Origin of the sequence: Paenibacillus antibioticophila, assembly GCF_000455265.1 — a bacterium.
In the GTDB taxonomy this organism is placed as follows: domain Bacteria; phylum Bacillota; class Bacilli; order Paenibacillales; family Paenibacillaceae; genus Fontibacillus; species Fontibacillus antibioticophila.
Window position 1 is genome coordinate 248,867 of record NZ_HG005142.1, and the last position, 14,850, is coordinate 263,716.

Below are 14,850 nucleotides of genomic sequence, written 5' to 3' on the forward strand. Positions count from 1 at the left end.
ATAAAAACGCAGCATTTACATCAAGCTAAAAGGACAGCATTTATCCAAAGGAGGAGAGCTTCCTTGAGATCGCATCCCAGAACCTGCGGCATGCTTGTAAGATACCTGATCTGCCTGGTCCTGCCTGCCATACTATGCGCTGCTCCGGGGTTTGGCACCGCACGGGCTGCAGCCAACGAAGCCGGCAGCACCGGAGCTGAACCGAGCATCTATGAGCTCAGGCATTCCTTGTACAAGGAGATCGGCATGCTAACCAAGGTCCCATGGCACTGGCTGGCAGCCGTCGACCAATATGAGCGTTCGATAACACCGCGAAAGCAAGCAGAAGGAGACAGCAAGCGTCTCATCGGCATCCGATTCAAGGATTCATTCTGGACCGGTAAGCTGAATCCCGATCCGGAGGATAACAATCCCGCAACGATCGGTTTGTTCGGAGGAGCCGGTAAGGACGCGACCGCCGACGGGCTGGCCGATCCCGGCAACGATCGGGATGCCTTGTACACATTGGCCTCTTATTTGAGCAATAACGGGTATGAGGAAGAAGACTTCCGCATCGCCTTATGGCGGTACTATCAGAGCGATTCTGCCGTTACCCGAATTCGTCAGTTCGCCAAAATATTCAATACCTTCGGACCGGTCGATTTCCACAAGGGCGCCTTTCCCCTCCCAGTGAGAAGCATCTATACGTATAAGGATACCTGGGGAGACCGGCGCGGTTGGGGCGGACTAAGAACCCATGAGGGTACGGATTTGTTTGCTCCGTACGGTGTGCCGGTTCGCAGCGCTTGCTACGGAATCATTGAAACAAAAGGCTGGAACCCCTATGGGGGGTGGAGAATCGGAATCCGCGACTTGCAGAATCGATACCATTATTTCGCCCATCTTCAGGGGTATGAAAAAGGAATCGAAGTCGGTGATCCGATCGAGCCCGGGAAGACCATAGGCTGGGTAGGAAGCAGCGGATACGGGCCGCCCGGAACGCAGGGGCGCTTCCCTCCCCATCTTCACTACGGCATTTACCGGGATACCGGGTCAACCGAGTGGGCCTTCAATCCCTATCCGCTCTTGAAGCAATGGGAGCGAACCGACCGTCAGAAGAAAAGAGGCTCCTCCTGAATCCCGGGATATACGCCCTTAGAAGCAGTAGAAAAAAAAAGCCGGAGGCAGTCCAGCAGTCAGATTTCACTGACTTTCTGGACTGCCTCCGTATTGTATGGCGTAACTGCGTGAATTAAGTGCCTACTTGCCTTCTTTCCCACTGGCACTTATGCAGCCGCACGATCACCTGCCCCAGCAATTTTAATGCTTTTTGTCACTTAATTTCACCGCACAAACACAATTAAAGTTAGTCAATGATCCGCGGATTCGTTCGTCTCCGATGAGCCTTCCTTTTCCACAGGCGTCTCCGCCTGCTTATCGTCCGATTCCGATTGGCCCGACGGGTTCGAGGTCCCTCCGCTCATTGGCGGGAGCGCGATGCTCGGAGCTCCGGCCTGGTCGCCGACGGGATTGCCTTTGCCATCATAATAATACATCGGCACATCGCCCACTACGAGGAGATAAGACACCGGAATCTCCGTCTCCACCGTTTGGGCCTCCATATCAAAGGGGACGACCACCGCAAGCTCGGTTCGGACGCGCAAATAAACCTCCACCAGAATGTTGTTGATACCTGCGTCCTGCCTTCGGGTGTTCAAGTCTACCTTCACATCGCCCTTCGGTTCGATCTTGATGGGAATACCCGGCCCAAAGGAAGCAAGAATGGGGCTACCGAGCGCCTGACCGAGCGGAATATGCTCCGAAAGACGGGAAACCTCATCCAAGGTATTCCGCACCGTCTGGATCGTATCCGAAGTAATCCGCATGTGGGCGGAATAATTCAGCATAAACCCGGATACTTTCCCCGAATCGTCGGTTCTCCAATCAATCAGGTTATCGACCTGCTGTTCATTGGCAACCTGAGCGGTGATCGCTTCGTTTATCGATTCCGTGGCTATTTGCTTGACGCGGATTTTTGCCAGGTGAATGATAGGCCCCCTCATGTGCTGCTCAACATATATAAAAAATTGAACGAACAGTGCCATTACGATCAAAAATACGATCAAAACAACCTTGCGACGTTTCATCGGCTGTCTCCTGCGGCGGCTCTGCCAGCTCTTTTTTCCGCTCTGCCAGCTCTTTTTTCCGCTCTGCCAGCTTTTCCCTCCACTCTGACTGACCATACCCTCGCGCTGACTGACAGACTTGCGTCTCTGCCATCCGGCAGTGCCGCTCCGTTTCCAGCCCCGGCTTCTTCTCCAGCCGCTAGCCGGCTTGAAAGCCATGCTTCTGAACCACATCAGATTTCTGCGGCGCCTCCAACCCCTTCTGAACAGCATCTCTATTCCCCCTGTCCGGTCTGTGGGCAAGCTACTATAAAAGGTATGCAGGACGGGCGAAAAAAAGAAGACTCCGCCTATTGCTCCAGGCAGAGTCTTCCTGAAAAGAAACCTTGTGTCCGGTTCCAGGCCCTTACTTCCACCAGTCGTCCGATGGAGTAACGGGCAGTTCCCGTTTATGGCGCGATAGTATATAACGCCGCTCAATACTTTCCTTGTCCTGAGGTTCCACCTCTTGACCGGTCAGGTAGCGATCCAGCACCTCATAGGCCAGTCCCAATTCCGTCTCATCCGCTTGCTGCGGCTTCAGGTCCAGGAGGTCGGCCGTCGGGACTTTTAGATACAGCCTTTCCTGCGCCCCCAGATGCTGAAGGAGCTGACGGCCCTGGCCTTTGGTCAGGCCCGAGATCGGAAGCACATCGGCCCCGCCGTCACCGAACTTTGTATAAAACCCGGTGACAGCTTCAGCGGCATGATCGGTCCCAATGACCAGGCATCCGGTCTCACCGGCAACGGCATACTGCGCAATCATACGCATTCTGGCCTTCACGTTCCCTTTATTGAAGTCGGACATTTCGCTGCCGAAGGCCGCCCCGAACTGTTCCGAAAAGGCGCTTACGGGCTCCTGGATATTAAAAGTCACTAAACGATCCGGTGCTATAAAATTCAGCGCTGCTTGGGCGTCCTCCTCGTCCTGCTGGGCACCATACGGAAGACGGATCGCGATAAAGACGGCATCCCGTCCCTCGGCGCGCAGCTCCTCAGCCGCGAGCTGGGATAGCCGACCTGCCAGTGTGGAGTCCTGCCCGCCGCTGATCCCCAGCACAAACCCTCTCGCATGCGACTTAACGCAATAAGCTTTCAGAAAGTCTATTCTCGAACGAATCTCCGCCCCGGCATCGATCATGGGCTTCACCTGAAGCGTATGAATAATCTCCTGCTGCAAACTCATCCTAATGTCCTCCTGTCGCTTGCTCTACCTTGCGGATATCCGCCCCTAGTGAGCCCTTAAAATGACGCAACGCCCAGACATGGCCTTCGGGATCAAAGCTGCCCGCCGCATCTTCGTAAATGACCAGTTCAAAGCCCTTGTTATAGGCGTCCACTGCCGTATGAAGCACGCAGATATCCGTGCAGACCCCGACCAAATGAAGCTCTGTGATCCCTCGGGATCGAAGCTGCAATTCCAGATCTGTCCCGGCAAATGCGCTGTACCTCGTCTTATCCATCCAATGCACATGCCCATCTTGCTTGTGTGCTTGATATAACGGCTCCAAGGCTCCGTAAAGCTTTCGTCCGGGCGTGCCCTCAATGTTATGAGGCGGGAACAGCTTCGTCTCGGGATGGAATTCATCCTCCTGCTCATGACGGTCAATTGCAAAGACAACAAAATCGCCTTCGGAGATAAACTGCGAGGTCAGCGCGACAATCGCCTGCTCGATCATCTGTCCGGGTTCCCCGCAAGTAAGCGCTCCGCCATCGGCGACAAAATCCCAGGTATAGTCAATATTGATTAATGACCGCTTCTTCTCCATGCTGTTGTACTCATCTCCTTTTTTTGCGCTGAACTAGGGCAGTCTGCTATTTTTTCCTTACCCATGTAATCACTGAACCAAGCAATGCCCCGATAATCAACACCAATTGCAAGTGCCATGGCGATACCAGTAAATGATGGGATTCCCATGGAAAGAAATAAATACTCATGACTTCTTCCCCCCAATCCAATTCCTGAGAGGAAGAACCGCTAGAACTATCATAGGCAATACCAGATACAACGGCAACCATAAATGATACGGAACGGTCACCATCGCCACCTCAAGATGCTCCGTAAAGCTGACGACCATAGTCATCGAGAGGAGCAGGGCCAGCCCGGCTACAGCAAAAATGACCGGCCGGATCTTCTTGGCTGCGATCAATTGCTGAATGAAGAGGGAAGCCGCATAGAGATGCATCGACAGCTTGATGAATGCATTGATCACAAGATACATGATTCCCAGGGCATCCAGATTATCTATAAATGTTATTCGAGATAATTTAAGCAAAGCAAAGGCCGGATACATCATCTGTTGGAAGACGGCCTCCCCCATACCGGCAATGGTGAGCAGGCCCAGCAGCGCGATAAAGAAGCCGGCGAACAGGGTAGCAGAGCCTGTCGTGGCGGCTAATCCTTTTTTCTGGCTGACATAACCCCAGATCAACGCAAACTCGATACTCTCCCCATAGGTCTGCATAATGCCAAGCGGCCATATCGACTCCCAAATTCTTCCCCAGCCCTCGCCGACGATCGGCAGCAAATTCACATAATGAAGACTGCGCGACGCTCCGAGTAAAATCATCTCGAGTACAATTGCAAGCAGCAAAAAAGGAAGCAAAAACGCAGCAATTCTAGCCAGCACCTCAATCCCTCCCAGCATGGCGTAGACGACTACGGCAAGAAAGGTGATACCGATCACCCAGTCGGGTGTAAGGTTCATGATCGTTACGGGGAGCAGGAAACGGATATCGCTGATAATCCGAGCCCCGTTATAAATGAAGATCAGCGGATAGAGCCAGGATAACGGTGTTCCCACCCATTTTCCAAATGCATAGGTGAACCACTCCGCAAGTGTTCTGTCTCCCCCCAAACGAAAAATCAGCACATACAGCAAGATCAGCGCGGTTCCGATCCCAGTGCTGATCAACGAAGCGATCCATGCGTCACGGCCTGCAGCTGCGCCAAAACCGAAGATAATGGTTGTGCCCCACTGGAATAAAATAATCAGCGAGAACAATTCATATTTGGATATTTGCACCCGGTTCATGCTCAGGGGTTCACCTCGCTCAGCTTAATCGACTTGTTGGTAAGCCCGTTCCGCAGCACCCGGACCTCAACCTCCACTGCCGGCTCGATCTCCGGAAAAACGGTCTCCCATCGTTCCCTGAATTGGCTCTTCCAGACCGATGGGCGGGTTCGATACATGGTCTGGCCAAAGCCGAATATATCGCTGTTAAAGTTGCTTTGAACATACTTGATCGTGCGCTCAATCCGCGTCCTGATATCTTGCTTCAAATCATGGATGGTTAACTGGGTGTTCTTAGCATCCGCCAAATCCATGCTGGACGTATTCTCATAAATATTTGCAGTAACCTTCACCTTCAGCTTCACCTTCACGCGATCGCCGTTCACTTCAATTTTTCTCTTCACATCCGCCTTTTCCAGCTCGGCACTGATCTTCCCTTTCCGCTGGGCCTGTTCAACATCAACCGTAATCACGCCTTCGTTCATTGAATCCAGAACCCAGAGCAAATCCCTGGACAACCTGCTGTTTAGCTTGCCGATCATCCGGTCATTCTTAAAGACCGCAGTGCCGGAAACCGACAAACTCGTTCCTTTCTTCTTCGGTTGTCCTCTCCCGGAAGGAGCAATCCCCAGCATAGGCACCACCGGCTCGACTCCCTGGGATTGCAAGATATTCAGAAAATCGACCAACCGGATCGAAGGAAGAACCCGCTGATCGAATTCATCGACCAGCACCTCGGACGCCAATTTCTCAAATTTCGGTTGAAACTGCATCAGCTCAAGAGCGGTCGTCTCCGAGACGGCCAGGAAATTTTTCATCTGAGATTGCCGGTAGCGCTGAAAGAAGTCCAGAACCTGCACCGTACCTTGGGCGGCCAACTGCTTTCCGATAATAATGACACGGTTATGGGAAAAAAATATTTTTCTCGGGAGCTTTTGCTGCAGATTGCGATAGGCATCCATTACCGTATCCCCATCCTCTGCGACCAGCCAGCCGGCCGAAGCCGCCAGTTCCGTCGTTCCCGTTCCTTGCGACGTTGCGGTACCGATCAGCAGCGGTACCGCAATAAGCAAGCTGAGGCGGAATTTCCCCTCTTTCGTCAGATCCAGACCGGTGGCCGTAACGATCGCAATATCATTGACCTCCCGGTTGCTCCAACAGCCTGTCAGATTCAATACCATACACAATATTAATATCGATACCGCAGACTTTCGCATGATGCACTCCTTTCGGAAAGCTATCCCTTCGGTGTAGCGGGCGGATGCGGGCGCATATGGTCCTTAATTCGCTTCCTGTTCCTCTTGGCCGTCTCTACCGGCCGGCTCTTCACCGCCCACTTGGGCAGCCGAAGCAACGAAATCAAGAGTCCCTCCGGATGGAAGGGCATAATGGGGGAAAAATACGGAACCCCGAAGGAGCGAAGCTTCATTAAATGGATCAGGAGCATCAGCAGGCCCAAAAATATCCCGTATAGCCCAAGCACTGCGGCCAGAAGCATCATGGGAAAGCGAAGCAGGCGAAAAGCCAATCCCTGGCTATATATCGGAAAAATAAAGGAAGCGATTCCGGTAAATGACACAATGATCACCAGTGCAGCCGACACGATACCCGCCTGTACCGCGGCCTGTCCGATCACGAGGGCACCGACAATGCTCACCGCTTGTCCCACCGGTTTGGGAAGCCTGATTCCGGCCTCGCGCAGCCCTTCAAACGTAATCTCCATCAGGAGCGCCTCTACCAGCGTCGGGAAGGGAACCGCCTCACGTGATGCTGAGATACCCAGCAGCAGATCGGACGGCATCATTTCCTGATGAAACGTAGTGAGAGAAATGTATAACGAAGGGAGCAGCAAAGCACACAACGACAAAAAGAAGCGCAGCAAGCGGGCAAAGGAGGCAAAAAGATAATTTTGATAATCATCCTCCGCTGCATGAAGACTGTCGGCAAAGGTGCTCGGCGCGATAAGAACGAAAGGGGTGTTATCCACCACAATCGCCAATCTGCCTTCCAGAAGGGCCGTTACAACCCGATCGGGGCGTTCCGTATTGATTAGCTGCGGGAAGACGCTGAAGGTATTGTCGCAGATTAGTTCTTCAAGACATCCGCTCTCGACGATCGCATCGATATCGATCCGCGAAATTCTTTGTCTTGCCTCTTCCCGCAAACCAGGCATGATAATGGACTCAAGATAGACGAGCATGATGTCCGTCTTGGTTACCCTGCCGGTTGGGATAGCTTCGACCTTCAAATCCGGAGTTGCCAATCTTCGCCGAATCAGGGTCATATTAGTCTGCATACTCTCCGTAAAGCCGTCTCTTGCCCCTCGAATCGTCGGTTCGGCGGCAGGCTCCTCAATCGACCGCTGCTCCCATTTATGCAGAGCCGCCATCAAAGGCTGAGCACATCCGTCCAGCAGCACAACCGTCTCCCCTTTGCATAGGCCGGTCAGGCTCTCCTCCACACTATTCATCAGACGAAGCTGCTTCGATTGAGACAGAGACTCGAACACATCCTCAGAGCCTCCGTCTTTTTCGTTGGAGTTCTGCTCATCCCATCCTTTCAGCTGCTCCGAATCCATCCGGTTCAAAGGCTCGAGAATATCCGACTGGAACCGAAGCTCGTCCGTCATCCCTTGGATCAAAATCAAATAGCCCTGCCTGCCGGTTCGAAGCGTGAACGGATTATATTGCACGTCAGCTCCCGGCTCCAACCGCTTGCGATACAACTGCACGTCATCCTCCAGCACGCCGGTCAGCTTGGTAGTTCCGGTTATCGTACCGGAATCCGGATTGCCCATCTTCCTCCTGCCTCCTCTCTCGTCCAATTTCTTCTATTTGAGTATGATGAATTTTCCAGAAAACTATTCCGGAAACCTCAGATTTCCGGCGTTTACACACAGAGAGCGCCTTGCCGGAAACTTCGTCCGGCAGGCGCCCTCATTCACTTTTATTATGGCCCTTATTGCCCTTCCTTCATTGCGTTCGCAGCATGCGCACCGCTCAATCGACCGCTCGTCAGCGCATACTGGACCGCGCTGCCGGACATGTATACCTGATTATAGATAGAGCGGTTAGCTGCTTCTCCGCCAGCGTACAGATTCGGGATGACCGTTCCATCTTCTTTTAATACGCGATAATGTTCATCCACTTTGACTCCGCCGAAGGTACCCATCGTTTTAGGATAGAATTTAAAGGCATAGTACGGGCCCTTATTAATCGCTATAAGCGTCTCTTTTTCCTTGTTGAAGGCATCCTTACCGGAAGCAACCCCGCTGTTGAACGTATCGATTGTTGCCCCCAGCGCATCCGCCGGAACCGCCATGGCATCGGCAAGCTCCTGCACCGTGCCGCCCGTGGCAATCTCATCGTTAGGCAGCAACCCTTGGATCGATTCAATGGTCTTGGTATTTGCTTCATTGGAGTCGATCACCATCCATACTTGCTCATGATTCACGACCTGATTAGTCACAATAGCGTAGTGACTGTTCTCGTTGAAGAAGCGGTTGCCCTTTTCATTGACCAGAATCTTCGTCGTATCCCAGCTCAGTCCGCCCAGCTCCTGGATGCGGCTGCCCATCCCCAGACCGATAACCCACGGGTCTTCATACAGGGCTGCACCAATTTTCTCCGCCATCAAAATACCGTCCCCGGTACTTCCCGCGGCTGCTGCACTGATATCGATGTCCTCCACGAACTGAGGCAGGAAGCGCTGCATCATTTCCTCATTCTTGGCAAAGCCGCCTGCGGCGATGATGACTTTCTTGGCATGAACGGTCAGCGTGCCTTCCGCATTCTCCGCCTTGACGCCAACAACGGCGCCTTGCTCATCCGTCAGAAGCTCGGTTGCTTTGGTCTCCAACAAAATGTCGATCCCTTTTTCCCGAACGGTCTTCTCCAGATTGGAGATAAGTTCTGCTCCGCCCTTCTCCGGGAAGTGAAGACGCGCCACCGGATCCAGACCGTAGCCCTCAACGCGGGCATATTTGTGATTCATGTAATCCACCAGCCAGTGCGTTGTATCCACAGCATCATCCATAAATTTCGTGACCCGGTCATAGTCTGGATACTGGCTGTCCGGATTGCTGGTGCTTTGCCGCTCTTTCCACAGCTTCATCCAGTCCTCAGGCGTATCCTTCACACCGATTTCCTCCTGGAAGCGGGTGCCTGTCGCTGCAATTCCCCCGCCGGACAGCGCGGTGGAGCCGCCGACATTGCCCTGCTTCTCCAGAACGACTACCTTGGCGCCCTGTTCAAAGGCCGAACCGGCTGCCGCAAGCCCGGTGCCGCCTGCACCAATAATGACTACATCCGTAGACATTTCGCTGTCCGTCTTGTCTCCTTCCTTGACCGCAGCGGCTACTTTTAATGTATCGATGTCGCCGCCGGCCTGCTTCACACAGTCCTCAACCGCCGTCAAAATGGCATTAGAGGTATTGGTTGCGCCCGAGATTACATCCACCGCCAGCGTCTGACCTGTCACGATGCCTTGCGGTATTTTTTCGATGGCCGGATCACTGATCCCTTGAGTTTCTTTATGATCCTTCACGGTAACCGATACAATCGCATTGGCATCAAATACAACCTCAACCGTAACGTCTCCGTTATTTCCCTTGGCGACTGACGTATATGTTCCAGCTTTGTATACACTGCTGCCCGATGCTTCGTTGGCCGCCTTATTGCCGCTATTCCCCGAATTTCCGCAGGCGGCCAGGCTGAATACCAGCAGAGCGCCCATCATCACTATTAATGCTTTTTTCCAGATCCTGCTCATGATTGTTCTCCCCCTATTGCTGTGCTCAAGTTATAAGCTAAGTCTACAAAGTGGGGTAATCACCAAGTCAATCTCAATTTGTGAAATAAATAACTTAATAAGGCGGCCTTGATGTCCAAATCATGGGGTTAACCCTATGTTTTAACCCTATTTGCCCCAGGACTAAGAAATTCTATGTTGGGTCGGCCATATTTCCCGAGCGGTATTTCTGGGTAAAGCTTCATTACTGCTGTTCCTAATTCCGGCATAGAGCGTTAAATACTGCTCCTTATCCTTGAAAGCCAAATAGGGGCTGCTGTCTTTAACCGGTCCGAAATCCTCCATATTTAGTGAAGAAAAGTTCAATTCCTCCATACTCTTGATAATCTCGTTCCGGCACAGATAGTCCCTCGCCTCCATCGGGTTATGGATTCCGGTTCCGCTGCGGATGCCCAGATGCCAGAACGCCCCCGCAAACAATCCCATAGGCTTCAGAAGCGGTGAAGCTACGGCAGGAAGGAACTTCTTCTCGGACAACGCATATTGGGTGTTCATGCCATGGTTGACGATAATATCGATGGAGCCTGATGCAAGAGGAATCTGCTTCAGCTCGCTGCACAGGAAGATGAAGGACTTCTCCCCGTATTGCAGCTGCAGATTGTGCTTGAGCTCCCTCAGGCGGTCCAGATCGGTACTGAGCAGGATATAGGTGCAGCCCTCAGGAATCTGGTCGATGTACTGCATTAGAAAACGTCCTACGCAATGATCCAGTTCAAGGATGTATTCCGAATGTCTGGCATGCTTATGAATATAATCCATCAAAGTCGTAGTTCCGTTATACATAAAATTAATGTAATGCGGCGAGGTGGACTCCAGAAACTCTTGTTTCGACGGCATGTTTCTCTTCTTGACTGCCTGACGGTCAATAAAGATCCCGTCTTCGACGATCGCCTCATAGCCACATTCGCAGAAGACATCCGCGGTGAGCAGCATGTGATTCTCGATCGTGCCTCCCGCAATGTGCAGCTGGTTCTTGCAGGAGGGGCAGCACAGTACGGAGAGCGAGGACAGCGGGAAACCCATCACCTTTGACCTTCCTTCCTCCTCCCTGGTCAATTCCTGGATCTTCTGCTTCAGGATTTTTTCAATCTCGTTGAACTTCTGCAGCTTCTGATTCACCCGCGCCCTGTTCCGCTCCAGCAATGACAACAGAAACCGCCGGAAATCATTCGAACGCTCTCCCTCTAGGCGGTTGAAGCACAGAATGGTCTGGATTTCGCTTAATGTAAAGTCAAGCTCCTTCAGCATCATGATCTTTTGCAGATCACAGCAGTTCTCTTCAGTAAAATAGTAATGGGAGCCTTGCTTCTCTACGACCAGCAATCCCAGATCGATATAATGGCGGATCGCATCCTGGGTAATATTGTTCCTTTTGGAGAACTCGCCGATTCTCAAATCCGTACCTCCTTCGAATGGGATCAGCTCCGATGCATGTTCGAGCCGGAATAAATCAATTTGTGAAAATTATTTTGTGAAAATAATCACTTTATTGGCCCTGCTAATTCAGCGTATGTCACGGAAGATCCCTTGTCATCCTGTCTTCATCGTATCCGAACCTTTCCAGAGCCGCAATAGATTCTTTGCATAGGATCGAAGGTGAGGGTGTCCCGAAAGTAAAATTCTGTACACCCTTAATAACAAAACAGAGTGAGATTCATATAGGAACCAAGGAGCGAAGCGGCTTAGTGACATTCTGCATCATAATGGCCTCACGAGCGCCCACGTCGGCAATTTTAATGCCTTTTGGCACTTATTTCGTCGCATGAGCACCCACACCAGCAATTTTAATGCCTTTTGGCACTTATTTTTGACGCATGAGCACTTACGCCAGGAATTTTAATGCCTTTCGGCAATTATTTTGTCGCACGAGCCGCCCGCCAAGCATTTTAGTGCTTCTCGGCACTTAATTTAGCAACGCACGCCCGTAACCTCACCTTGAAAAAAAGTGCCCCCAACCATCCATGATAGTTTTGGGACACCCTCTTCGAGCAATATGGATCAGGCAATTCAATTATTGCCGGGATAATGCCGCTGCCGCAGTGCCTCGTAGAGCAGCACGGAGGCGGCCATCGCGACATTGAGCGATTCAGCCTGGCCTCGCATCGGAATGATGAGGCCGTCGTCCATGAGGGCGCGGACCGCGGGACTCAGGCCCGCGCCCTCGCTGCCGAACAGCAGCCAGGTCGGTCCGGTGAAATCATAAGCGAAGCAATTCACCGCGGCCTGCAGGCTGGTGCCGGCCAGGCGAATGCCGCGGCCCTTGGCCTGCGGCAGCAGCTCCTCCAGCTTGCCGTGGATTACCGGCAAGTGGAACAGCGAGCCCATGGTGGCGCGCAGCACCTTGGGCCCGTAAATGTCGGCGCAGCCTGCGCCGACGATGACCCCATCCGCACCGACCGCGTCAGCGGTGCGGATGATGGTGCCGACGTTGCCAGGGTCCTGGACACCGTCGAGCACCACAACCAGGCCCGCAGCCGCCTCCAGCAGCGGCTGCGCGGAGCCCGCGTGTTTGCGCACGACCGCAAACACCGGCTGCGGCGTCTTGGTATCGCTGCACTTCGCGATAATCGCCGCCGAGACGCCGATCCAGTCCACATCGAGGCGTGCCGATGCCGCGGCTGCAAGCTCCGCCGGGATTCCCGCCTCGAGCTCATAGCAGACGCATTCCACCACCGCGTCCGCTTCCAGCGCTTCCTTCACGAGGTGAATGCCCTCGAGAATATATTTGCCCAGCTTGTCCCGCTGCTTCTTCTCCAGCAGGGAGGACCATTCCTTGACCCTGGCATTTTGGGAAGACAAAATCTGCATCTCTTTATTCCATCCTTTATTCGAACAGTTAGCTTTCCGAGTAAGCCAGCTCCAGCTTCTTCAAATCATTTTTTTCACCGACGATAACCAGGATGTCTCCATCTACAAGCCGATCACTGGCGGACGGCGAAATATTCATTTTCGAGCCTTGCTTAATCGCCATGACGTTGCAGCCGAACTTGGCCCGGATGTTCAGCTCCTTCAGATTCTGCCCGAGCATGGTTCTCGTTGCTCTAAGCTCGACAATGCTGTACTCCTCAGATAGCTCGATATAATCCAGAATATTAGGCGAGGTCAGATGATGAGCTACCCGCAGCCCCATATCGCGCTCCGGAAAGATCACCTTGTCTGCGCCGATCTTGTTCAGCACCTTGCCGTGCAGCTCGTTCTGAGCCTTCACGACGATCAGCGGACCCCCGATATCCTTTAGAATCAGGGTAGTCAAAATACTTGCCTGTATATCTTCGCCAATGGCGACTACTACCACATCAAAGTTGCGGATACCCAGCGTGCGAAGGGCCTCCTCTTCTGTCGAATCGGCGGTCACCGCATGAGTTACCACATTGGATACCTCCTGCGTGCGCTGCTCATCCGAATCCACGGCCAGCACGTCAAAGCCCATCCCGCTTAGTGCCGTGGCCACGCTCAAGCCGAACCGTCCCATGCCGATTACGGCGTATTGCTTTTTTGTTGCACGTGCCATCTATTTACACCACCTGAACGACTTTCATAATTTGAAAGAGATTATTCAAAAAAACTGTCTTTTTGAACTCGTTTGTCAAGTATATCATACCATGGTGAAAACTTGAATTTCCCGGGCAATTACAGGGCACGCTATATAGCGGGCAACTACGATTTCAAGGAGGGTAACCGATGCCAATCATTATGGATTTGCGACAAGCCGTTATGCACAAAATGCACGGACAGGACGAGGCCGGACTTCATGAGATGATCGAGGGCTCGATCGGCGCTCAGGAAGCTGCTCTTCCCGGACTTGGCGTCGTCTTTGAGATGATGTGGAGAAACATCGATCCAGCCAAACAGGATGAGATTGTCTCTCTGGTGCATGACCAGCTCGAGCAGTCGAATCTTCAGCCATTGAAATAAAGGTTTCGCCCGACCCCCGCAAAGCGGTACAGTTCATGTCCTCTTTGCGGGATCCTTCTTGCATATACATATATAAGGTGAACTACTGAATTTTACGTTCCGGGGGCAACGTGTAAAGTATTCTTACGATCGCTGTTGTTCGCAGATTTCTCTTATTGAACTAAGATATTATTCGGTAGAAATTCACTCACAAAGGCGAACGCTTTCGCTTTATACTTCAAAAGTAAGGGTGTCTCAAAATTAAAATTTAGTTCACCCTTTAATAAAATAGAGTGATGTTCATAGAAGCCAAGGTGCTAAGGGGCCTTCTTTCGCTTAGCCCCCTTGGTTCCTTGCGTCTACTGCGGCTTTTCTTGATTAAATTATAAACGGGGGAAAGCCACCTGGCCTCCAGGCTACTTTTGGTAAGCCTCGAAGACTTTAATGACATTCTGCACTATAATCGTCGCATGAGCACCCTCTCCTGCAATTTTAGTGACATTCTGCACTATAATTGCCGCATGAGCACCCTCTCCTAGTAGAGTCCATATAATTGTGTAAAAAGCTAAGCTTCAAAAATAAAAGGAGCCATAGTCAAAATCCTCGTTTAGAATGAGGTTGTCGAGACAACATTCTTTGGAGGGGATTTTGATATGACTCAATACCAGATTAACCTAGATTCCAAGCTTTTGCATCAGTTGTTTTTAGGTAGTTCACAGGATGCGGGGGTGTCCGCTTTGTTGGAATCCGTATTAAATCAAGTATTGAAGGCACAAGCATCGGATCAATTAGCAGCAGAAAAATATGAGAGAACGGAGGGACGACTTGGTTACCGCAATGGAACTTATCCACATACCCTGACCACTCGTGTAGGTAATCTGACGCTTTATGTGCCTCGTTTCAGAGACGGTAAGTTTTCCACGGAGCTCTTTTCTCGCTATCAACGAAGTGAACAAGCTCTTGTGCTTGCACTGATGGAGATGGTCATT

The 14,850-nt window shown here is 51.9% G+C and carries 14 protein-coding genes; 3 read left to right on the forward strand and 11 right to left on the reverse strand.

Annotated features, from left to right (window positions below; all coding sequences use genetic code 11):
- The first annotated feature begins 90 nt into the window (after positions 1 to 90).
- Entirely contained in the window at positions 91 to 1,116 is a 1,026-nt protein-coding gene (locus TX85_RS21560; protein WP_081671850.1) for a M23 family metallopeptidase, read from the forward strand.
- Positions 1,117 to 1,349: 233 nt separating this feature from the next.
- Here TX85_RS21560 and yunB read toward each other — a convergent pair whose 3' ends face one another.
- From yunB to TX85_RS21610, 11 genes are all read right to left on the reverse strand, one after another.
- Entirely contained in the window at positions 1,350 to 2,378 is a 1,029-nt protein-coding gene (yunB, locus tag TX85_RS21565) for a sporulation protein YunB (RefSeq protein WP_316244902.1), read from the reverse strand.
- A 133-nt stretch (positions 2,379 to 2,511) separates the two neighbouring features.
- Complete coding sequence (nadE, locus tag TX85_RS21570; RefSeq protein WP_044481935.1) at positions 2,512 to 3,330, reverse strand: ammonia-dependent NAD(+) synthetase; 819 nt, start codon at positions 3,328 to 3,330, stop codon at positions 2,512 to 2,514.
- 1 nt (position 3,331) lies between these two features.
- Positions 3,332 to 3,913 (reverse strand): cysteine hydrolase family protein, encoded by a 582-nt coding sequence (locus TX85_RS21575; protein WP_044481936.1) that lies wholly within the window; start codon positions 3,911 to 3,913, stop codon positions 3,332 to 3,334.
- Positions 3,892 to 4,062 carry a hypothetical protein gene (locus TX85_RS26885; protein WP_158297364.1) on the reverse strand — a complete coding sequence of 57 codons (171 nt, stop codon included), beginning with the start codon at positions 4,060 to 4,062 and terminating at the stop codon, positions 3,892 to 3,894. The genes TX85_RS21575 and TX85_RS26885 overlap by 22 nt, the downstream gene beginning before the upstream one ends.
- 16 nt (positions 4,063 to 4,078) lie before the next feature.
- On the reverse strand, positions 4,079 to 5,179 hold the full coding sequence (locus TX85_RS21580) for a GerAB/ArcD/ProY family transporter (RefSeq protein ID WP_044481937.1): 1,101 nt from the start codon (positions 5,177 to 5,179) through the stop codon (positions 4,079 to 4,081).
- A gap of 2 nt (positions 5,180 to 5,181) precedes the next feature.
- A complete protein-coding gene (locus TX85_RS21585; protein ID WP_044481938.1) occupies positions 5,182 to 6,375 on the reverse strand; it encodes a Ger(x)C family spore germination protein in 1,194 nt (397 codons plus the stop codon).
- A 20-nt stretch (positions 6,376 to 6,395) separates the two neighbouring features.
- A complete protein-coding gene (locus TX85_RS21590; RefSeq protein ID WP_049895152.1) occupies positions 6,396 to 7,955 on the reverse strand; it encodes a spore germination protein in 1,560 nt (519 codons plus the stop codon).
- A gap of 161 nt (positions 7,956 to 8,116) precedes the next feature.
- A complete protein-coding gene (locus TX85_RS21595) occupies positions 8,117 to 9,928 on the reverse strand; it encodes an FAD-dependent oxidoreductase (RefSeq protein WP_044481939.1) in 1,812 nt (603 codons plus the stop codon).
- A 162-nt stretch (positions 9,929 to 10,090) separates the two neighbouring features.
- Positions 10,091 to 11,362, reverse strand: a complete 1,272-nt coding sequence (locus tag TX85_RS21600) for a MerR family transcriptional regulator (RefSeq protein ID WP_044481940.1) — start codon at positions 11,360 to 11,362, stop codon at positions 10,091 to 10,093.
- A gap of 612 nt (positions 11,363 to 11,974) precedes the next feature.
- Positions 11,975 to 12,775, reverse strand: a complete 801-nt coding sequence (locus TX85_RS21605; RefSeq protein WP_044481941.1) for a TrmH family RNA methyltransferase — start codon at positions 12,773 to 12,775, stop codon at positions 11,975 to 11,977.
- Positions 12,776 to 12,803: 28 nt separating this feature from the next.
- Positions 12,804 to 13,478, reverse strand: a complete 675-nt coding sequence (locus TX85_RS21610) for a potassium channel family protein (RefSeq protein ID WP_044481942.1) — start codon at positions 13,476 to 13,478, stop codon at positions 12,804 to 12,806.
- 170 nt (positions 13,479 to 13,648) lie between these two features.
- On the opposite strand from TX85_RS21610, the gene sspI reads away from it, so the two are divergent.
- Together sspI and TX85_RS21620 are read left to right on the forward strand one after the other, a co-directional pair.
- On the forward strand, positions 13,649 to 13,882 hold the full coding sequence (gene sspI / locus TX85_RS21615) for a small acid-soluble spore protein SspI (protein ID WP_044481943.1): 234 nt from the start codon (positions 13,649 to 13,651) through the stop codon (positions 13,880 to 13,882).
- Positions 13,883 to 14,514: 632 nt separating this feature from the next.
- A partial coding sequence (locus tag TX85_RS21620; RefSeq protein ID WP_044481944.1) for an IS256 family transposase occupies positions 14,515 to 14,850 on the forward strand: 336 nt, incomplete at its 3' end.

Coding starts and splice junctions, on each gene's coding strand:
- TX85_RS21580 (WP_044481937.1), bottom strand. CDS start 5,179: ATGAACCGGGTGCAAATATCCAAATATGAATTGTTCTCGCTGATTATT.
- TX85_RS21605 (WP_044481941.1), bottom strand. CDS start 12,775: ATGCAGATTTTGTCTTCCCAAAATGCCAGGGTCAAGGAATGGTCCTCC.
- sspI (WP_044481943.1), top strand. CDS start 13,649: ATGCCAATCATTATGGATTTGCGACAAGCCGTTATGCACAAAATGCAC.
- TX85_RS21575 (WP_044481936.1), bottom strand. CDS start 3,913: ATGGAGAAGAAGCGGTCATTAATCAATATTGACTATACCTGGGATTTT.
- TX85_RS21590 (WP_049895152.1), bottom strand. CDS start 7,955: ATGGGCAATCCGGATTCCGGTACGATAACCGGAACTACCAAGCTGACC.
- yunB (WP_316244902.1), bottom strand. CDS start 2,378: ATGCTGTTCAGAAGGGGTTGGAGGCGCCGCAGAAATCTGATGTGGTTC.
- TX85_RS21610 (WP_044481942.1), bottom strand. CDS start 13,478: ATGGCACGTGCAACAAAAAAGCAATACGCCGTAATCGGCATGGGACGG.
- TX85_RS21560 (WP_081671850.1), top strand. CDS start 91: ATGCTTGTAAGATACCTGATCTGCCTGGTCCTGCCTGCCATACTATGC.
- TX85_RS21585 (WP_044481938.1), bottom strand. CDS start 6,375: ATGCGAAAGTCTGCGGTATCGATATTAATATTGTGTATGGTATTGAAT.
- nadE (WP_044481935.1), bottom strand. CDS start 3,330: ATGAGTTTGCAGCAGGAGATTATTCATACGCTTCAGGTGAAGCCCATG.
- TX85_RS26885 (WP_158297364.1), bottom strand. CDS start 4,062: ATGGGAATCCCATCATTTACTGGTATCGCCATGGCACTTGCAATTGGT.
- TX85_RS21595 (WP_044481939.1), bottom strand. CDS start 9,928: ATGAGCAGGATCTGGAAAAAAGCATTAATAGTGATGATGGGCGCTCTG.